The organism is Pedobacter rhodius (assembly GCF_027213645.1).
Lineage (GTDB): Bacteria > Bacteroidota > Bacteroidia > Sphingobacteriales > Sphingobacteriaceae > Pedobacter > Pedobacter rhodius.
In genome coordinates this window covers 1,281,662-1,301,966 of the sequence record NZ_JAPWGL010000001.1, presented here as the reverse complement: position 1 = coordinate 1,301,966, position 20,305 = coordinate 1,281,662, and the positions used below count along the sequence as shown (strand labels likewise).

At 36.2% G+C, this 20,305-nt stretch carries 15 protein-coding genes; 11 read left to right on the top strand and 4 right to left on the bottom strand.

All coding sequences use genetic code 11. From position 1 onward, the window contains the following. Positions 1-4: 4 nt before the first annotated feature. Positions 5-2,617 carry an alanine--tRNA ligase gene (gene alaS, locus O0931_RS05405; RefSeq protein WP_269414530.1) on the bottom strand — a complete coding sequence of 871 codons (2,613 nt, stop codon included), beginning with the start codon at positions 2,615-2,617 and terminating at the stop codon, positions 5-7. A 115-nt stretch (positions 2,618-2,732) separates the two neighbouring features. Here alaS and O0931_RS05400 point away from each other — a divergent pair, with 115 nt between their 5' ends. The 7 genes from O0931_RS05400 to O0931_RS05370 all read left to right on the top strand — a co-directional run bounded on the left by O0931_RS05400 (position 2,733) and on the right by O0931_RS05370 (position 12,114). Next, on the top strand, positions 2,733-3,068 hold the full coding sequence (locus O0931_RS05400; RefSeq protein ID WP_269414529.1) for a MerR family transcriptional regulator: 336 nt from the start codon (positions 2,733-2,735) through the stop codon (positions 3,066-3,068). 320 nt (positions 3,069-3,388) lie between these two features. After that, positions 3,389-4,189, top strand: a complete 801-nt coding sequence (locus tag O0931_RS05395) for a PorV/PorQ family protein (RefSeq protein ID WP_269414528.1) — start codon at positions 3,389-3,391, stop codon at positions 4,187-4,189. Continuing rightward, positions 4,179-6,209 (top strand): ComEA family DNA-binding protein, encoded by a 2,031-nt coding sequence (locus O0931_RS05390; RefSeq protein ID WP_269414527.1) that lies wholly within the window; start codon positions 4,179-4,181, stop codon positions 6,207-6,209. Before O0931_RS05395 ends, O0931_RS05390 begins: the two co-directional genes overlap by 11 nt. 93 nt (positions 6,210-6,302) lie before the next feature. Then, positions 6,303-8,390, top strand: coding sequence for a ComEC/Rec2 family competence protein (locus O0931_RS05385; protein WP_269414526.1), 2,088 nt, complete (start codon positions 6,303-6,305; stop codon positions 8,388-8,390). A gap of 1 nt (position 8,391) precedes the next feature. Then, entirely contained in the window at positions 8,392-9,168 is a 777-nt protein-coding gene (locus O0931_RS05380) for an enoyl-CoA hydratase/isomerase family protein (protein WP_269414525.1), read from the top strand. Between the two features lie 22 nt (positions 9,169-9,190). Beyond that, entirely contained in the window at positions 9,191-9,847 is a 657-nt protein-coding gene (locus tag O0931_RS05375; RefSeq protein ID WP_269414524.1) for a DUF4412 domain-containing protein, read from the top strand. 95 nt (positions 9,848-9,942) lie between these two features. Beyond that, positions 9,943-12,114, top strand: a complete 2,172-nt coding sequence (locus O0931_RS05370; RefSeq protein WP_269414523.1) for a S9 family peptidase — start codon at positions 9,943-9,945, stop codon at positions 12,112-12,114. 206 nt (positions 12,115-12,320) lie between these two features. Here the strand turns inward: O0931_RS05370 and O0931_RS05365 are convergent, their stop codons facing one another. Further along, entirely contained in the window at positions 12,321-13,031 is a 711-nt protein-coding gene (locus O0931_RS05365; protein ID WP_269414522.1) for a DUF3307 domain-containing protein, read from the bottom strand. Then, on the bottom strand, positions 13,031-13,642 hold the full coding sequence (locus O0931_RS05360) for a SatD family protein (protein WP_269414521.1): 612 nt from the start codon (positions 13,640-13,642) through the stop codon (positions 13,031-13,033). The genes O0931_RS05365 and O0931_RS05360 overlap by 1 nt, the downstream gene beginning before the upstream one ends. A gap of 155 nt (positions 13,643-13,797) precedes the next feature. Here O0931_RS05360 and O0931_RS05355 point away from each other — a divergent pair, with 155 nt between their 5' ends. The 4 genes from O0931_RS05355 (at position 13,798) to pdeM (ending at position 19,802) form a co-directional block, all read left to right on the top strand. Next, a complete protein-coding gene (locus tag O0931_RS05355; protein WP_269414520.1) occupies positions 13,798-14,844 on the top strand; it encodes a ligase-associated DNA damage response exonuclease in 1,047 nt (348 codons plus the stop codon). 4 nt (positions 14,845-14,848) lie between these two features. Beyond that, the gene (locus O0931_RS05350) at positions 14,849-16,438 is read left to right on the top strand and encodes an ATP-dependent DNA ligase (RefSeq protein ID WP_269414519.1); all 1,590 of its coding nucleotides are present in this window, start codon (positions 14,849-14,851) and stop codon (positions 16,436-16,438) included. A 135-nt stretch (positions 16,439-16,573) separates the two neighbouring features. Then, positions 16,574-19,051, top strand: a complete 2,478-nt coding sequence (locus tag O0931_RS05345; RefSeq protein WP_269414518.1) for a ligase-associated DNA damage response DEXH box helicase — start codon at positions 16,574-16,576, stop codon at positions 19,049-19,051. A gap of 112 nt (positions 19,052-19,163) precedes the next feature. Further along, the gene (gene pdeM, locus O0931_RS05340; RefSeq protein WP_269414517.1) at positions 19,164-19,802 is read left to right on the top strand and encodes a ligase-associated DNA damage response endonuclease PdeM; all 639 of its coding nucleotides are present in this window, start codon (positions 19,164-19,166) and stop codon (positions 19,800-19,802) included. Here the strand turns inward: pdeM and trxA are convergent, their stop codons facing one another. Next, a complete protein-coding gene (gene trxA, locus O0931_RS05335) occupies positions 19,803-20,099 on the bottom strand; it encodes a thioredoxin (protein ID WP_269414516.1) in 297 nt (98 codons plus the stop codon). Between the last annotated feature and the right edge of the window lie 206 nt (positions 20,100-20,305).

The window sequence follows — 20,305 nt, the reverse complement described above, 5'->3', positions numbered from 1 at the left end:
ATGGTTATTTAATAAAACTTTCAGCTTTTTCTAAAACAGCTTTTAAACCTTCAGGGTTCTTACCTCCAGCAGTTGCATAAAAAGGCTGACCACCGCCACCGCCCTGAATTTCTTTACCCAATTCACGAACGATGTTCGACGCATTCATACCTTTTTTAACTAAATCGTCCGAAAGCATCACTGTAATTCCAGGTTTGCCATCAATTTCTGTCGTAAAAACCAGGAATAAGTTATCAATCATATCTTTCAATGAGAAAGCCAGATTTTTTATTGCATCAGCACTTTGTAAGTCGATGTGTTTTGCAATTAAATTTACACCATTTATTCCACGAACATGATGAACGATGTCATGTTTCAAAATATTTACCCGTTCCAAAGTAGATTTTTCAATCTCTTTTTTCAGTTTTGCATTTTCATCAAGTAAAGCCTGAACCGATGCAGGTAAATCCTTTGAGCCATTTAATAATGCTTTTAAATGACCAAGCTCTTTCCTCTGGTCTAAAAAATATTGCTCAGCTTTATCAGCCGTAATCGCTTCAATTCTACGAACACCGGCTGCTACAGCACTTTCTGAAATAATTTTGAAAGAACCAATTTGTCCTGTTGCCTTAACATGTGTACCACCGCAAAGTTCCTTCGAAAAATGGTCGTCGAAAGTTATCATACGAACAAAATCACCATATTTTTCGCCGAACAAAGCGGTAACACCACTTTCAATTGCATCTTGATACGGAACATTCCGTTGTTCTTTTAGCTTAATATTTTGTCTGATTTTTTGATTCACAATTACCTCAATTTGAGCAAGTTCCTCATCAGTTACTTTTGCGAAGTGAGAAAAATCGAAACGTAAGTAATCTGCATTTACCAAAGAGCCTTTTTGGTTTACGTGCTTGCCCAAAACCTGCTTCAAAGCTGCATGCAATAAGTGCGTTGCCGAGTGATTATCTTCCGTCAAAACACGTTTATCTTCATCAACTACCGCCCAGAATTTACCTTCAAGGTTATCCGGAAGAATGTCGGCGAAGTGAACGGTTAAACCATTTTCTTTTTTGGTATCCGTAATGTCAACCCAAAATTGGCGGCTATGGTCTTCTAAACGGCCGGTATCTCCAACCTGACCGCCGCTTTCTGCATAAAAAGGTGTTTGGCGTAAAACGATTTGATACTGCTCTTTACCTTTTGCTTTAACCTGACGGTATTTTAAGATTTCGGTTTCAATTTCTAAATCATCGTAACCCACAAATTCACTTTGGTCATCAGCGTTTACGATAATCCAGTCGCCTGTATCAATTGAGGTAGCTGCACGACTATCATCTTTCTGTTTTTTAAGTGCTTGCTCGTATCCGGCTAAATCGACACTCCAGCCCTTTTCTCTAGCCATCAGCTCAGTTAAATCAATTGGAAAGCCAAAAGTGTCTGATAATTCGAAAGCAAAATTTCCCTCCACTAAATCATTGATAGCCTGATATTTTTCGAAACGCTGAATGCCAGTAGATAAAGTTCTCAAAAACGAAACCTCTTCTTCTAAAACTACTTTCTGAACAAAATCCTGTTGAGAAATCAATTCATCGAATACACCTTTAAATTGTTCGGCCAATAATGGAACCAACTGATTTAAAAATGGCTCTTTAAAGTTTAAGAAGGTATACGCATATCGTACCGCACGGCGCAAAATCCGGCGGATAACATAACCAGCCTTGTTATTTGATGGTAGCTGGCCATCGGCAATTACAAATGAGATGGCACGTATATGGTCGGCCATTACCCGCATTGCGATGTCGGTTTTCTCATCAGCGCCATAGTGAATCCCGGATTTAACTGCAATGAATTGAATCATCGGTTGGAAAACATCGGTATCGTAGTTGGAAGTTTTTTCCTGTAAAACACGTACTAAACGTTCAAAACCCATTCCCGTATCAACATGCTTTGCCGGTAAACTTTGCAACGAACCATCTTTTAAACGGTTGAACTGCATAAATACATTATTCCAGATTTCGATAACTTGCGGATGGTCGGCATTCACCAAAGTAGCACCATCCACCAATGCTTTTTCTTCATCTGTACGGCAATCTACATGGATTTCAGAACACGGACCGCAAGGACCTGTATCGCCCATTTCCCAGAAATTATCTTTTTTATTTCCTGGCAAAATATGGCTTTCATCTACATATTGTTTCCAAAGGTCATAAGCTTCCTGATCTTTTTCCAAGCCCTCTTTTTCGTCACCTTCGAAATAAGTAACGTATAATTTTTCTTTCGGAATTTTGTAAACTTCAGTTAACAATTCCCAGCTCCAGGCAATGGCATCTTTTTTAAAGTAATCGCCAAAACTCCAGTTTCCCAGCATCTCAAACATGGTGTGGTGGTAGGTATCGATACCAACTTCTTCCAAGTCGTTGTGTTTTCCAGACACCCGCAAACAACGCTGGGTATCGGCAACCCTTGAATATTTAATGGCAGCTTCGCCTAAAAACAAATCTTTAAATTGATTCATCCCCGCATTGGTAAACATTAACGTTGGGTCATTTTTAACTACAATTGGTGCCGATGGAACAATATGATGTTGTTTCTGTTCAAAAAAATTAAGGAACACCTGTCTTATCTCTTTAGCTGTCATTATTTAAATATTGGAGGAACAAAATTAAAATTTTATTGCGTTAATCAGGAAAAATCGAGCTACATTTGAACACTTTAATTAACCGATATAAAACACTCATAATCAAGCACAAGTTATGCCGTATAAAGAAAGAGACATTAATAAAATGTATTATACCATGGGCGAAGTGACTGAAATGTTTAATGTAAACGCATCACAAATCCGCTTTTACGAAAAGGAATTTGATATACTTGAGCCCAAAAAAAACAAGAAAGGCAACCGTTTATTCACGCCTGATGATATCGAGAATTTAAAGATTATTTTCAATCTGGTTGATGAGAAAGGTTTTACACTTAAAGGTGCAAAAGAATATTTAAAAAATAATAAAGGCGCTGTTAAAGAAAATCAGAAGATTATCGATTCCCTTGAAAAACTTAAGGGGTTTTTAATGAATCTGTCGCAGGAGTTATAAGGCCGTAGTTAATTCCTTCTGGCTAAACATCGGTATAACAAAGTTAAATTTCATCTTCATTTGCAATTGCAAAAAAAATTACCTTGGTCATCCCAACTAAACCAAGATGATTTTTTCTTATAAAACTATTTCGGCGTCGGTTTTACTAATGTTAATTATTGCAATAAGCTTTGCGCAAGGCACTTAGCCGATTACCAACGGGCCGAATAGTTTAACAGGGAATTTCAAAATAAAATTTATTATTGATATAAATAATTTTCTTACATTAGCGTAACAAAAAACAATCACCCCTATTTTTTTTAACTGGTTAAAACCTTTTTATGAAAATATGGAATGTATTGTTAATCTCCCTCACCCCTTTTTATTTATTTGCTCAGAACAATTTAGGCCCGAGACTGACAGCCATGGGCAACAATGGTGCTGCTGTTACCGATATCTGGTCTTTGCAGGCAAATCCCTCAGGGATTTCTGAATTTAAGACGCCTGCGGTTTCACTAAGCTATATTAAACATCTTTTTAATAACGAAATTAGCACACAAGCTTTCGCTGCTGTTGTCCCATTCAGAAACAACATTATTGGTGCCGGTTTTCAACGATATGGCTTTTCGGAATACAACGAAAGTAAGTTTAGTTTTCTCTATACGAAGAGGTTTGGAAACAAACTTTCCATTGGTTTAAATGGAAATTACCATCAATTAAAAATTGCAAATTATGCTTCTTCTAAAGGGTTATCCGTAGATGTTGGGGTACTGTATCAATTTAAAAGGCAGTTCACATTAGGTGCGTTCGTTAATAATCCCTTTAAGCAAAAATTTAACAGCACCGAAATTGTCGCAAAAATACCAACTTCATTTCATGTTGGTGCTGGTTATTTCGCATCTGATAAGGTATTAATTGCAACTACGGTAAGCAAAATTCTTAATCAATCTATCAATGTAAGCTTGGGCATCGATTACAAAATTATCGATCTACTCAGTTTGCGTGGCGGCTTAAGTGCAAAGCCATTTAAGCAACATGCAGGTTTTGGCCTGAACTGCAAGAAATTTTTATTAGATATGGCAACTACTTACGATGCCAATCTTGGTTATACACCTCAAATTGCCGTTGGTTATGCATTTTAGGTTAATTACAGTAGTGTTTGTAATGATGGGATTCATTGCGAATGCGCAGATAACTGAACAAGAAATTGACGTACGGGATATATTGGAAAGTGTAGCTGAAAACCTTCCTGACAATTACGATATGACGGAATTAGTAGATGTATTAACAAAATACAGAAAACATCCAATTAATTTAAATAAAACCACACCTGAAGAGTTGAAGACCTTCGTTTTTCTCTCTCCCCTACAAATCAGTAACTTTTTTGCTTATGTTAAAGAAAACGGAAAATTTATCGATGTTTTAGAACTGCAGCGTATTGATGGTTTTGATGTCAAAACCGTTCAAAGCTTACTGCCTTTCGTTACTTTAAATCATGCTACTGAATATGAGAAACTTACATTTAAAAATATTTTCAGTTTTGGCGAAAATGATCTGGTTATGCGCTTCGCGCAGACCTTACAAACACAAAAAGGCTTTACAAATTTGCCTGGAAACCGATACATAGGTTCACCTGAAAGGTTTCAAACACGTTACCGGTATCATTATGGTACAATTGTTTCTGCAGCAATAACCTTAGATAAGGATGCCGGAGAAAAATTTATAGGAAAACCATTTGATTTCTTTTCAGGAAACATCGCAATCTTTAAATTGAACCGGATTAAAAAATTAGTGGTTGGTGATTATATTTTACAATTTGGTCAGGGCATAACCATGTGGTCGGGTTTTTCTTTTGGAAAAGGCCCTGATGTAACCAGTGTCGCAAAAAAAGATTTAGGCCTGCGCCCTTACACCTCGGCAAACGAATATTCTTTTTTAAGAGGCTTCTCAGCAACTGTAAATCTTTTTAAAAACATCGATCTCACTCCTTTTCTTTCTTACCGAAATCTAGACGCAAGTCAGGATTTGGATTTTAACGGTCATCTGGTTCAGACAACTGTTAATCAAAGCGGTTATCATAGAACCCTAACTGAAATTAAAAATAAAAACTCTTTAAGTCAGCAAATTTTTGGAGCAGCTATTCAATATACAAAAAGCGAGCTTGGAGTTGGCGCTATCGCTTATCAAAGTAAATACAGAAATAGTTTTATTACGCAAACTGCCGTTTATGATAGATTTAGCTTCACAGGAAATTCCTTAACAAACGTAGGTGCTTATTATAATTATACCTATAAAAATATTTATTTCTTTGGCGAAGCCGGAAAAAGTTTAAATACTGGTTTAGCGCATGTGAACGGCGCTTTAATTAGTTTATCTCCTACTGTTTCAGCTGCTTTAACGTATAGAAATTATTCGAAAGATTACCATAATTTTTTTAACCAGGCCCTAGCCGAAGCAACTGAAGCCGTTAATGAAAAAGGCTTGTACGTAGGTTTAAACGTGATACCAAACAAACGTTGGTCATTTTCTTTTTATGGAGATTATTTCCGGTTTCCGTGGTTAAAGTATCGTGTTGACGCACCATCAAAAGGTTACGAAATTTTAAGTCAGGCAGTTTACACACCGAGCAAAACTTTTAGGGTTTTGGCCAGATTTAAAACTGAAAACAAACAGCAAAACACTGATTTAGAAGTTCCGATTAACTTTTTAGATGATGTAAAAAAAGAAGGGTATCGCGTTGAATTAAGTTGGCAACTGAACAAAAAATGGAGTTTCCAAAACCGGGCAGAGGTCTCTCAATTCAAAAAGGGAAATACTAATCAAGAATTCGGCTATCTCATTTACCAGGATGTTGATTATTCGCCAATGTTTTCAAAAATTACCGGAAACTTAAGGATTGCCTATTTTGATACGCAAGGTTATAACAGTCGGATTTATGCTTATGAAGATGATGTATTATACAGCTTTGCATTTGGGATGTACAGTGGGAAAGGTTTCAGAACGTATTTCAATTTAAAATATAACCTGTTAAAAAATTTAAATCTTTGGGCAAGATACGCCATGTTCATTTACAAAGATGTTGAAACTGTAGGAACATATCTTGATGAAATACAAGGGAATAAAAAATCGGAGTTGAAAATTCAGTTAAGGTACCAGTTTTAAAAATCGGGCTGGGATGGTTTTTAATAATCTTACCTTTCTTCTATGGCTATTACCATTTAAAATATAAACCATAATTAGGTTAAACTGTGTTTAATGTTTAAAGCAGAATATATTTTCGCAAGAATTCTATTGCCATTTTTAATGGGAATTGCTTTGCTTTATTTTTTTCAGAATGAGCAAGCAATTTTGATTTTGGCAATCGCATCAGCCGCAACATTCTTTTTCATTTTAATTGTCAATATAAATTATAAAAAACTGAATGCTTATAAATTTAAGGGTATCACAGGAATTTTAATCTTTCTGTTTTTTTTTGTTTTTGGCGGCCTGCTCTGCCTATTGAAAAGCGAAAAACTGAGATCCGATTATTTCGCTACGAAAAATTACACCTGTTTAAAAATTTGGGTAAATGACGAACCAGAACATACCAGCGGCATTTTAAGATTTAAAGCCAGAGTGGTTTCAGGCTATGAAAATTCCAAGCAAATTAAGTTGAGCGGACAATTACTAGTGGCTTTGAAAGTAGACAGCCTTAATCCTATCCATTTAAGATATGGCGATGAGGTAATTGTTTCTGCCAGATATGCAGAAGTTGAACCACCTTATAATCCTGCCGAATTTGATTTCAAATATTGGCTGGCTGGTCAGAACATTTATAAACAAACCTTTATCGACCAAAATCATGTTTTAAAAACGAATCGAAATATTGGCAATCCTGTTATAAAGTTTGCACTTCTTCTAAGAGAAAAACAAATTACCAAATACCGGCAACTAATTAAAAATGACGAAGCTTTTGCTGTTGCATCCACTTTAATTTTAGGTTATCGTTCAGATTTAACCAGGGAAACTCTAGCTGCTTATTCCAAAACCGGAACCATTCATGCGCTTTCAGTTTCAGGAAGCCACGTGGCAATTATTTTTTTCATACTCGATTTTATTTTGACTTTACTCGACAAGAAACAATCACTAAAAATATTCAAATTCATTTTAATCTGTTGTTTAATCTGGGCTTATTCACTAATTACAGGTTTATCGCCATCGGTTGTTCGTTCAGCGATTATGATAACCATTTTTATTACAGCAAAAACATTCGCCAGGAATAAAAATGCCTACAATACCCTGGCTTTTGCAGCCTTTTGTCAACTGGTTTATAACCCATTTTCAATTTGGGATGTTGGTTTCCAGTTGTCTTATGTTTCAGTTTTTGGATTGATATATCTTCAGCCCAAAATTTATAAATGGATTTATATAAAGCATAAGTTGTTAAATAAAGTTTGGGAATTAATCGCCCTGTCGTTAGCTGCGCAACTGGTTACATTTCCATTGTGTATTTATTATTTCCATCGATTTCCAGTTTATTTCCTGATCGGAAATTTATTCATTTCTATTCCGTTAATCCTGATTATAATTTTGGGAATTGGTGTTTTAATTCCGGTTTTTGACAGACTTGCTCCGATTTTTGAATGGATTATTGTTTTCACAAATTCAGTTTTAAAATGGATTGCAGATTTGCCTTATTCAACATATTCATCGATTTGGATAAATCTTCCTGAGTTAATTTTATTGAGTGTAGCTTTAGGATTTTGTGTGTATGCGTTAGTAAAATATAATAAGAAGTTGCTCTCAATAGCATTGATGCTTTATATTATTTATGCTTCAATTGCAATTTATGATAACTGGATAGCAGTCCATCAGAAAAAAATTATCTTTTTTACACTGAGGAAGAATTATGCAGCAGCATTTATAAGTGGTACGGAAGCCGTTTTATTAACCGACTTAATTATAGATGATAAAAACTATCAATTCTTTGTAAAACCGGCATTGGAACAGGCTCAGATTAGCAAAATAAAGTACATCAGTTTAAAACAGGATGTAATTATGCCACATTTTGTTAAGAAAAGACATCAAATTGTTTTTAATGACTACAATATATTAATCATAGATGATAAATTGAATTACAAGAAGCTTACAGGTAAAGGGAAATTTTCAACTCTTTGGCTAACCGGAAATACTAAGTTCAAAGTTGAGCATCTTTCCGGGAAAATTGACTATAAAACCATTTTGATTGATGGAACAAACAAGGATTACAAAATTGCAATCTTTAAAAATTTTGCTGAAAATAATAAAGTTGAGTATTATGTTTTAAAGAAAAATCCTGCATATTTGGTCTACCTAACCCAATAACATGGATAATCTGGTTTTATACAGTGTAGAAGATAGAATTGCCACTATAACCATCAACAGGCCTGAAAAACGTAATGCTTTAAATCCGCAGTTAATTTCCGAGTTAACAGAAAATTTTATTCGTGCTTCAGAAGATGACGATGTAAAAGTCGTTGTATTAAAAGCTAATGGAAACACTTTTAGTGCAGGTGCAGATTTAGAATATCTTCAGCAGCTGCAACACAATACGTTTGAAGAAAATGTAGCCGATTCTAACAATTTAAAGAAACTTTTCACGACAATTTATTATTTACCAAAAGTCGTTATCGCCCAGATTGAAGGGCATGCAATTGCCGGCGGTTGTGGTTTAGCAACTATATGTGATATTGTTTTCGCAACACCAGAGAGTAATTTTGGCTATACAGAGGTAAAAATTGGATTTGTTCCAGCCATTGTTTCCTGTTTTTTAAAACAAAAGGTTAATGAAGCGATTGCAAAAGAATTGCTGCTGACCGGTGAAATTTTTTCAGCTGAAAAAGCACTTCAATATAATTTGATAAATTTTGTAACAAATTCATCAGAAATTCATCGAACTGTTAAAGAATTTGCTTTAAGTTTGTGTAAAGAACGTTCCGGGAATTCTTTGATGATAACTAAACAATTAATTACCCAGACAACAAACCCTACACTAGAAAAAAGTTTAGAAATTGCTGTACAAATAAATGCCCGTGTTAGGGAAAGCGAAGATTTTAAAAAGGGTATAGCATCATTTTTGAATAAAGAAAAAATTAACTGGTAAAAACACTTAACTAAAATAAAACATGTTAAAATCAATCAAAACAAGCGTTGTAGCTTTAATCCTGGTAAGCACAGCTATTCTGGCTCATGCACAAAAAAAGATAACTGAAGGAACTTTAGTTTATGGAATGAAATATAAAATTGATGCACCGGGTGCTCCTGAAGAGCAAAAGGTTAAATTTAATGGAGATGTTTCTAAGCTGGAAATGGAATTTGGACCGGCTTCTATCGGTGTGTTCATGGATAGTAAAACGGGAACAGGTTTACTTTTGGTTGATATTCCGGTAGCTCAAAAACAATTGGCTTCAAAAATGACTAAAGCAGACATGGAAGAGTCTAATGCTGCAAAACCGAAATATTCGGATTTTAAGGCAACCGGCGAAAAGAAAACAGTTGCAGGCTATAATGCGGAAAAATATACTTTTAAAGATGATAAAGGTGGTACAGGCGAACTTTGGGCTACTACAGATGTAGAAATTCCGGTAACTATTGCTACTGCAGATTTCAAAGAAGTTAAAGGTTTTATTGTTTTAGTTGAAACCTCAATGGCAACGGTAACATTAAAATCTGTTACTGAAGGTAAAATTGGAGAACTTTCTGTGACTAAAATCCCTGCAGGTTATGATGAAATTACTTACGCTGAAATGAAAGCTTTACAGCAACAAGGCGGCGGTGAATAATTAACCACTTTCAATTAATATTAGGCTTTTTAACTGCCGGCTTTTTATTTAAATTAGCCGAAAAGTTAAAAAGCTTTTTTTATGACCTAACCTATATGATTAAAAACCTACTATTCAAAATATCAGTTACTTGCATATTTTTATTTGCAGTATTTGATGCACAAGCTCAAGGTATAAACTGGGCAAAAGACGGTAACGCCTATTATCAAATTGCCGGCGGAGAAATTGTTTCTGTCACACTTCCTAAAAGTGAGCGTAAAACTATCATTTCACGAACATTGTTAACGCCTGCAGGCAAAAATAATCCAATTGCGGTTCGTAGTTTCCAATTATCTGCTGATGGTAAGAAAGCACTAATCTACACCAATAGCAAAAAGGTTTGGCGTTATGATACCCGCGGAAATTATTGGTTAGCTGATTTAACAGCCAATAAAATAACCCAGATTGGTAAAGATAAACCTGCATCTTCTCTAATGTTTGCAAAGTTATCTCCCGATGGAAATAAAGTAGCTTACGTAAGCAAACATAATTTATATGTAGAAAACATTGATGGAACTGATGCGAAAGCCCTAACCAGCGATGGAACTGACAGAATGATTAACGGAACTTTTGATTGGGTTTATGAAGAAGAATTCGATTGCAGAGATGGTTTTAGGTGGAGCCCGGACGGAAAATCAATTGCCTACTGGCAGATAGATGCCACGAAAATCAAAAACTTTTTGATGATTAATAATACAGATTCGATTTACCCTTACACCATTCCTGTTGAATACCCTAAAGTTGGCGAAAATCCATCGGCTTGTAAAATTGGTGTAGTTGATGTTGCAACTGCTAAAACAAATTGGTTAAATGTTCCGGGAGATAATATCCAGCATTATATTCCTCGTATGCAGTGGGTTCCAAACAGTAATGAAATCATTCTGCAACAGCTTAACCGCGAACAAAACGAAAGCATTGTTTTTATTTGTAATGCTGCGGATGGTACCGCAAAAACAATTTACACTGAAAAAGCGAAAGCATGGATTGATGCTCAGGATGACTGGAAGTGGTTAAATGAAAATAAAGAGTTTACAATTTTATCTGATAAAGATGGTTGGAATCATTTATATAGAATCAACCTGGAGAATAAGAAAGTAACCCTAGTTACCAAAGGAAATTATGATGTGGTTGATGTAAAATTAATTGATGATAAGAATAATTACGTATATTTTACTGCATCACCCACTAATGCTACACAACGTTATTTATACAAAACTAAGCTGGATGGGAAAGGGAAATTAGAACAGGTTACGCCATCTACCCTGCTTCCTGGTACGCATAGTTACGACATCTCTCCAAACGCAGCCTTCGCCCGCCATACTTATAACAGTTCTGGCGTAAGGCCGATAACAGAGTGGATGAATTTCACTACCGGAAATCCTTTTACAATGGATGGAAGTATTACAACACAGTTATCAAAACAAGAAGCACCTAAAAACAAAGTAGAATTCTTTAAAGTAACAACTGAAGATGGTATTGAATTGGATGGCTGGATGAAAAAGCCAGACAACTTTAATCCGGATAAAAAATACCCGGTTGTATTTTACGTGTATGGCGAGCCGGCCAGTTCAACGGCGTCTGACAGTTATGGTGCAGGAAGAAATTGGCTATATGCCGGTGATATGTCTAAAGATGGCTATATCTATATTTCTATGGATAATCGTGGCGCCCCGGTTCCAAAAGGTGCAGCCTGGCGCAAAAGCATTTACAAAAATATCGGCGTAATCAACATCCGCGATCAGGCAATGGCTGCAAAGAAGTTATTGGCAACTTATTCTTTTATGGATAAAGATCGTGTAGCGGTATGGGGTTGGAGCGGCGGCGGTTCATCAACCTTAAACCTGATGTTCCAATATCCTGAAATTTATAAAACAGGAATTGCAATTGCCGCTGTTGGCAATCAGTTAACTTATGATAATGTTTATCAGGAACGCTATATGGGAACCCCTTTTCCAAGTAAAGAAGCTTATGAAAAAGGTTCGCCAATCACATATGCAAAAAATTTAAAAGGTAATTTACTTTATATTCATGGCACCGGCGATGATAATGTACATTATCAAAATGCCGAAATGTTGATAAATGAATTGATTAAAAACAGAAAAGTATTCCAACTGATGAGTTATCCAAATCGTACCCATAGTATTTCTGAAGGCGAGGGCACCAGCGAACATTTATCCTTAACTTATACTAAGTTTTTAAAAGATAATTGTCCTCCGGGAGCAAGATAAGATTAGTGTTTAAAAAGCAATTTCAGCGGGGAATCGGTTTCGATATCCCCGCTTTTATTTAAGATTATCACGGATTCAGAAAGTCGCCATTGCGGGGAGGAATAACGTGGACTAATAAAAAGTATTCTATACTAATCAGTTTTAGAATGAAAACCTTCACAACCTTAAATTTACCTTAGCTAAGGTACTATTGTAATCGGCTGGTTTTACCTGACCAGGCTTAAAATCATCAATGAAACAACGATTGCAATACCAAAGCTTAGTAAGGTTCCAATCAGCACATATTCTGTTAATTTTAAGTCGTGTGCTTCTTTTAAATCACCAAAACGGAATATAGATTTGGCTGCCAGTAAAAAACCAACAGCCTCAAAATGATTGGTTAATATAAAAACAAAGATTAAAACCCTTTCTAATATTCCGATATATTTCCCGGCATTCTGTAATGATTTCGGACTTTCATCATCACTTTCGGGCAACCATTTTGCGATAATCACTTTCATGATAATAGATGTTGGCATGGTTAGAAATAATCCTCCTGATAGTAAAATCCAGGTTTTAGTTTCATTGATAAAACTGATGTTTAAATAACCTTTATAGAAAATATGCCAGACCAATACGATTGAACTGAAATGCAAAATCTGATCAATAAAAAACAATATCCTGGCATTCTTTTTAGTTTGTAATATCGATTTTAAGGCATCTATCATCAAATGCAGCACACCAATTGATAAGGCTATTTTCCATGCATTAAAACTCATGAAAATGATAAAAATCAAAACCACATGAATTAAAACGTGCAGGTATAATTTTCCTGATTTAAGTTTCTTTCTTTCCTTATCCTTAACCCAGGATGCAGGCTGCAGAAAAAAATCTCCAATTAAATGTGCAATTATAATTTTGATTAAATAAATTTCCATTATTTCGAAAGCATTTGGCTGATTTTTTTACAATATAGTTTATTCATTTCCATAATTTCTGAATAATGTGCACGCTTTAATGCCTCACTAACAGAAGATTGCGTTCTTCCGGAAATGGCGGCCAATTCACTTTGTACTACATTTTCATTTTCCAGGGCCAGCTTTACCATTTCCGCGGCAACCATACCCCAGCTATCCATCGCAATTAAAGAAAGTTTAATTAAAACATTTATTTCTTCGTCGAAATCGACAGAATTTGTTTTAATAGCCAGATTAACTTTAGCTTGTTTTAGGCTATCAAAGGCAGCTCCTGAATTTATAAAAGCATCTCCACTCGATTCTGAAAGCTTTTTACGTTTATTTTTTTCTTCACCAATTCCGATCCCCATTCTTACATCCGCAGGTTTATTTAGCCTGATACATGCTTTTAAATAAGCAGCAGTTCTGATGGCATTTTCCGGTTCTACCTGAACCTGAAAACTATCACCACGATAGATTTCCCATCTATTATTCTGCCCGGAAACCACTTTTAAAGCATTTTTTAAGCTTAATAGCCAGCTATCTTTAATTTTTCTTGAACCGATGATATCACCTGTTATAATACAAATCATAATACAATATCTAACTAATAAACTATATTTCAAAACAAATTATCGGGTATTTAGCCGATAATCCTAATTATCGGGTATTTAGCCGATAATCCTAATTATCGGGTATTTAGCCGATAATTATAAAACTTATAATTAATTTAATTGTTTAATACATTATGGCATTAATAGAATTTACCAAAAGAGGCATTTATTGTAAAAAAGGTGATTTTTATGTCGACCCCTGGTGGCCGGTAGATTATGCTGTAACTACGCATGGTCATAGCGATCACGTGCGCTTTGGAAACAAACATTATCTATGCCACACACTCACAAAGCCTATTATTAAACGCCGGATAAGCGAAGATCTAGATGTAGAAACCTTAAATTATGGTGAAAGCATTGTACGTAATGGTGTAAACATTTCTTTTTACCCTGCTGGTCACATCATTGGTTCGGCTCAGGTTCGGTTGGAATATAAAGGAGAGGTTTGTGTAATTTCCGGTGATTACAAAACAGAAGATGATGGCATCAGCGATGTCTTTGAACCTGTAAAATGCCATTCTTTTGTTTCTGAAAGTACTTTTGGTTTACCTGTTTATAAATGGCAAAAGCAAGATATCGTTTTCGATAAAATTAAAAGCTGGGTTGGCGATAATATTGTTCAGCAGAAAACCAGTGTGCTTATTGCCTATAGTTTAGGTAAAGCACAGCGTTTAATCAAAAACCTGGCAGGAAACGTTCCCATTTATGTGCACAACAGCATCGCAAACTTAAATGAAGTCATTATAAACGCCGGTGTAAATTTACCTGAAACCATCAGAATTACGCCGGAAATCACCAAAGATGAATTACAAAAAGGAATTGTAATTGTTCCGCCTGCTATGCGTGATAGCCGTTGGATTAAAAATTTAGCGCACCCGGTTACCGGAATTTGCTCTGGTTGGATGCAGGTACGCGCGCATCGGCGTTGGCAAAGTGCAGACGCCGGTTTTGCTTTGAGTGACCATGCCGATTGGACGGGTTTAATAGACGCAATTACCGCAACCGGAGCAGAAAAGGTGTATGTTACCCATGGCTTTACAGCTGCTTTTAGCCGATTTTTAAATGATAATGGAATTGAATCAGAAGAAGTTATGACCAAATTCGGGCAAGAAGATGATGAGGAAAACAAGGTTGATCTGGCTGATACTGAAAACCGTAATTCTGAAATCGAAACTCAATAATCAGATGAAAAGCTTTGCAAAACTTATCCAGCAGCTCGAATTGAGCAATAAAACCAACGATAAAATCGCGGCACTGGTCGATTATTTTAACTATGCAGATGATAAAGATAAGGTTTGGGTAATTGCTTTGTTTACCGGTAAAAAACCTAAACGCCCGATTAAATCAGCTTTATTAAAATACTGGGCAATAGAGATTACCGGTACGCCCGAATGGCTGTTTTCTGAAAGTTATTCGAATGTTGGTGACTTGAGCGAAACCATTGCCTTACTCCTGCCGCCTGCCGAAAAAACTTCTGATTTTCAATTACATCAATGGATTGAAGATTTGCATAATTTGGAAGGAAAGGACGATGAAACTAAAAAAGATTTTATTTTAAATGCCTGGAATATTTTAGAAACTCAGGAAAGATTCATCTTTAATAAATTAATATCAGGCAATTTCAGGATTGGGGTTTCAAATAAAATGCTGGTAAACGCTTTAGCTAAACAAAGTAGCCTGGATAGCGCTCAAATTATGCATAGTATTATGGGTAAATGGAATCCTTATGAAATTACTTTTACCGAACTGATTAATGGAATACATGTTAATACCGATAACTCCTGGCCATATCCCTTTTGTTTGGCTTATGCTTTAGAAAATGAACCTGAAACTTTGGGTGAAATTTCAGACTGGCAGGCGGAATGGAAATGGGATGGCATCCGCGGACAAATTGTAAAGCGTAACGGAGAATTGTTTATCTGGAGCCGGGGCGAAGAACTGGTAACCGAGCAATTTCCGGAGCTTCATTTTTTAATAGATGTTTTACCTGATGGCGTTGTTTTAGATGGCGAAATACTGGCCGTTCAAGATAAACAGGTTTTATCCTTCAGCACACTACAACAGCGTTTAAATCGTAAAACCATAAATAAAAAGCAACTCGAGGATGCACCGATTGGATTTTTTGTTTATGATATTTTAGAATTTGAAGCCAGTGATTTCCGTGAACAGCTGCTTAGTAAAAGAAGAGAAATACTGGAACAACTTATAGGAGGCTTACAGGAAAGTGCTGTAATTTTATCTCCGGTAATAAATTGTAAAACCTGGGAAGAACTGGCAGAACTACGGCAAACATCCCGCTCCATTAATAGTGAGGGCATCATGCTTAAAAAATTAAGTTCTCACTACCACAGTGGCCGTAAGCGTGGCGATTGGTGGAAATGGAAAATCAATCCTTACACCGTGGATGCCGTAATGATTTATGCCCAGAAAGGTAGCGGCAGAAGGGCAAATTTCTTTACAGATTATACTTTCGCTGTTCGTGACGGAGAAAATCTGGTAACCATTGCAAAAGCTTATTCGGGCTTAACAGACAAAGAAATTAAGGAAGTAAATTCTTTTGTTACCAGAAATGCCATTGAAAAATTCGGACCGGTTAGAACAGTTAAACCTGAATTGGTTTTTGAAATTGCATTTGAAGGAATAGCAGAAAGTAAGCGGCATAAAGCAGGTTTAGCCCTTCGTTTTCCAAGAATTTTACGTTGGCGAAAAGATAAAAAAGCAGCTGAAATTAATACATTAGAAGATTTGAGGCAGCTATTACAGTCAACATTATAAAAGTCTATGTCATGATGAGGCACGAAGCCTGCTTACCGCAGGCAGGCAATCCTAAACATTAGCTATTCTTAAAATTGTTTCGTGATTCGCAATGACGACAATATTAGTAAATAACAGTAAATTAGTTTCTTATACATGGACCAAACGAAAACCAAAGGCTACAAAAAAATTAAGCAATGGCTTAAAGCCAATGGTCGTAAACCATTTAAATTTCAGGAAGATGCCTGGCAAAATTACCTGAATGGTTACAGTGGACTGGTAAACGCACCAACAGGTTTCGGAAAAACATTTTCGTTATTTTTGGCGGTAACAATTGAAGCACTAAACGCATCAGAAATTAACAATAAAAAAGCCAAAGATCGATTGCAGTTAATCTGGATTACACCACTTCGCTCCCTGGCAAAAGATCTCGCAAGAGCGATGCGGGAAACCTTAACCGAACTTGAATTGGATTGGCATGTTGGTGTTCGGAATGGCGATACTTCACAGGCGGAGAAAGTTCAACAAAAAAAATCGATGCCGGAAATTTTGTTAATTACGCCAGAAAGTTTACACCTTTTACTTGCTCAAAAAGGTTCTTCAACCTTATTTAAAAACTTAAAATGCATTGTTGCTGATGAATGGCATGAATTATTAGGCAGCAAACGGGGTGTATTGGTTGAACTTGCCATATCTCGTATTAAGGGTTTACAAAAAGTAGAAAAAAAACAATTTTTAAGGGTTTGGGGTATTTCGGCAACCATCGGAAACATTGAAGAGGCCTTGGATGTGCTCGAACCAAATTTAGATGCTAAACGAATCATCGTGAAGGCAGACCTGGAAAAGAAAATTTTAATTAAATCCGTTTTACCAGATGATATTGATACCCTGCCCTGGGCCGGGCATCTGGGTTTAAAACTAGCCTATAAATTATTACCGATTATTGAAAAAAGTAAAACCACTTTAATCTTTATCAATACGCGCGGACAGTCAGAAATGTGGTACCAGCATTTACTGAATATCGAACCGGAACTGGCAGGAAGAATTGCCATTCACCATGGATCAATAGATTTCGAACTGCGAAACTGGATTGAAGATGCTTTGCATACCGGACAGCTAAAAGCAGTTATTGCGACCTCATCATTGGATTTGGGTGTCGATTTTAAACCTGTTGATACCGTAGTGCAGGTTGGCTCTCCCAAGGGCGTTGCCAGGTTTCTGCAACGTGCCGGCCGGTCTGGTCATTCCCCTCATGAAGTTTCAAAAATATATTTCCTGCCTACCCATGCCCTGGAATTGGTGGAGGCAGCAGCAATTAAAGAGGCAGCTAAAACAAACAACATTGAAAGCAGAGAGCCATTTATTATGGTTTTCGATACCTTGGTTCAATATTTGGTTACGCTTGCCATCGGCGACGGTTTTGATGATAAAATTATTTACGAAGAAATCAAAAATACAAATGCTTTTAAACTGATTTTACCAGAAGAATGGACCTGGGTGATGCAGTTTATTACTTCAGGAGGTGATAGTTTAAGTGCTTATAATGAGTTTAAAAAGGTTACAAAAGATGAAGATGGGTTGTGGAAAGTAAAAAGCAGGCAGCTTGCCATGCGTCATCGCCTGCATATTGGAACCATTGTGAGCGATGCGATGTTGAAAGTCAAATTCCTTTCCGGTGGTTATATTGGTATGGTAGAGGAATATTTTGTTACACGATTGAAAGCCGGAGATAATTTCCGGTTGGCTGGTCGTGTTTTGGAGTTTATCCATGTCAAAGATATGACTGTTATTGTTCGTGTGAGTAAACAACATAATGCAATTTCTCCGAGCTGGAATGGTGGTCGTTTGCCTTTATCTTCAAATTTAGGTGCTGTATTGCGCAAAAAATACAATGAGGCCTTGGATAAAACCCATCAGGATGAGGAATTAGACTGTGTTTACCCACTGTTTCTTCTACAAGAAAAACGCTCACATGTACCTCGAAATGATGAATTGTTAATCGAACTCATAAATAATAAAGAAGGTTTTCATCTTTTTGCCTATCCTTTCGAAGGACGATTGGTTCACGAAGTTTTAGCGGCTTTAGTGGCTTATCGATTGAGCAAGCTTCTGCCAATCAGTTTTTCAATTGCCATGAACGATTATGGTTTTGAATTGTTAAGTGAGATAGAAATCCCTATGGATGAATCAATTGCGTATGAAGTTTTCTCCCCAAAAAACCTTACGAAAGACATTACTTTGAGCATCAATTCGACGGAAATGGCACGAAGAAAATTCAGGGATATTGCCTGCATTTCCGGATTGGTATTTCAGGGTTACCCCGGAAAATATGTTGCAAATAAACACCTACAGTCATCGGCAGGTCTGTTTTTTAACGTTTTTAGCGATTACGATAAACATAATTTACTTTTGCGACAGGCGTACGATGAAGTATTTTATCAGCAATTGGAAGAACCCAGATTAGCTGCTGCGTTGGAGCGAATCCAAAATAGTATAGTTGTAATCACAAATCCTAAAAGTTTTACGCCGCTTTCGTTCCCAATTAAGGTTGACAGTTTACGTGAAAACATGAGTTCGGAAGAATTAGAACAACGAATTGCCAGGATGAAAGCGGAATCGGAGAAAATCAAATAAGGTTTTTAAACCATATAAGACATATAAGGAAATATTGAGTTAATAATAGCTGAAACAAGAGCCTTAAATGAACTTACATTTCTTATATGGTAAATTTAATATATTCAAATTAATGACCATAACATGCCACGGGGACGAACTGATTTTAGATAAAGAAAGGGCTTTATATTTACCGCAACACCAACTTTTAGCCATCAGCGATTTGCATCTGGGCAAATCAGCACATTTCCGTTCTGCGGGTGTACAGGTTCCAGCGACTATTGCTCAAAATGATTTGCAACGACTAAGTTTGCTTATCGAAAAGTATAAACCAAAAACATTATTGATTAACGGTGATATGTTTCATCATGGCTTAAACACCGATATTGATGAATTTTCGGAGTGGAGAAATCAATATTTACAGCTACAATTCCTGCTGGTAAAAGGAAATCATGACAGATTGGCCAATGCAGATTATGCATCAATGCAAATTGATATCCACGAGCCAAGCTATTGCCTTGGACCTTTTTGTTTCATCCATGATGCACCTAAATGTACTGAAGAAGAATTATACCCAATCAGCGGTCACATTCATCCAGGTGTAACGATTGTAGGTAAGGCAAAGCAGCGATTAAAATTTCCATGCTTTTATTTTGGGAAAGAATATGCGGTTTTGCCTGCTTTCAGCACGTTTACAGGTTTGTATAATATCTATCCTAAAACCAACGACCAGATATTTGCAATTACACCAAATAACGTGATTAAGGTATAATTAAGCATGTGAATCAATTATTTGTTTTAACTGCGAAGCCTGTAAAACACCGCTTTGCCGCCAAATTTGTTTCCCTTTTTTAAATAACATCAATGTAGGTACACTTTGAACATTGTAAGCAGCGGCAGCAGCTTGATTTTTATCAATATCAACTTTAATAATAGAAACTGAATCGCCAACCTGAGATTTTAATTGCTCTAAAATTGGTTTCATCATTTTGCAGGGGCCGCACCATTCGGCAAAAAAATCTACCAAAACAGGTTTATCACCATTTATTAATTCTGAAAATTTAGCCATGATATTAATCTTTACTTAGAAACAAGTAATGTAAAATTTAGTTTAGAAGAAAATCCCTCATCCGATAGCTATCAGATGCCAGGAGAAGCGACGAAGCAATTCTTACTGCTCGGATTAACTTCGCTCTTTTCAAAAATGATTGCCTGCCTGCGGTCAATATCATTAAGTCAAAAAAAACACTGTAAGTCTGAGCCTGTTGCAGACCT

Coding starts and splice junctions, on each gene's coding strand:
- alaS (WP_269414530.1), bottom strand. CDS start 2,617: ATGACAGCTAAAGAGATAAGACAGGTGTTCCTTAATTTTTTTGAACAG.
- O0931_RS05400 (WP_269414529.1), top strand. CDS start 2,733: ATGCCGTATAAAGAAAGAGACATTAATAAAATGTATTATACCATGGGC.
- O0931_RS05395 (WP_269414528.1), top strand. CDS start 3,389: ATGAAAATATGGAATGTATTGTTAATCTCCCTCACCCCTTTTTATTTA.
- O0931_RS05390 (WP_269414527.1), top strand. CDS start 4,179: ATGCATTTTAGGTTAATTACAGTAGTGTTTGTAATGATGGGATTCATT.
- O0931_RS05385 (WP_269414526.1), top strand. CDS start 6,303: ATGTTTAAAGCAGAATATATTTTCGCAAGAATTCTATTGCCATTTTTA.
- O0931_RS05380 (WP_269414525.1), top strand. CDS start 8,392: ATGGATAATCTGGTTTTATACAGTGTAGAAGATAGAATTGCCACTATA.
- O0931_RS05375 (WP_269414524.1), top strand. CDS start 9,191: ATGTTAAAATCAATCAAAACAAGCGTTGTAGCTTTAATCCTGGTAAGC.
- O0931_RS05370 (WP_269414523.1), top strand. CDS start 9,943: ATGATTAAAAACCTACTATTCAAAATATCAGTTACTTGCATATTTTTA.
- O0931_RS05365 (WP_269414522.1), bottom strand. CDS start 13,031: ATGGAAATTTATTTAATCAAAATTATAATTGCACATTTAATTGGAGAT.
- O0931_RS05360 (WP_269414521.1), bottom strand. CDS start 13,642: ATGATTTGTATTATAACAGGTGATATCATCGGTTCAAGAAAAATTAAA.
- O0931_RS05355 (WP_269414520.1), top strand. CDS start 13,798: ATGGCATTAATAGAATTTACCAAAAGAGGCATTTATTGTAAAAAAGGT.
- O0931_RS05350 (WP_269414519.1), top strand. CDS start 14,849: ATGAAAAGCTTTGCAAAACTTATCCAGCAGCTCGAATTGAGCAATAAA.
- O0931_RS05345 (WP_269414518.1), top strand. CDS start 16,574: ATGGACCAAACGAAAACCAAAGGCTACAAAAAAATTAAGCAATGGCTT.
- pdeM (WP_269414517.1), top strand. CDS start 19,164: ATGACCATAACATGCCACGGGGACGAACTGATTTTAGATAAAGAAAGG.
- trxA (WP_269414516.1), bottom strand. CDS start 20,099: ATGGCTAAATTTTCAGAATTAATAAATGGTGATAAACCTGTTTTGGTA.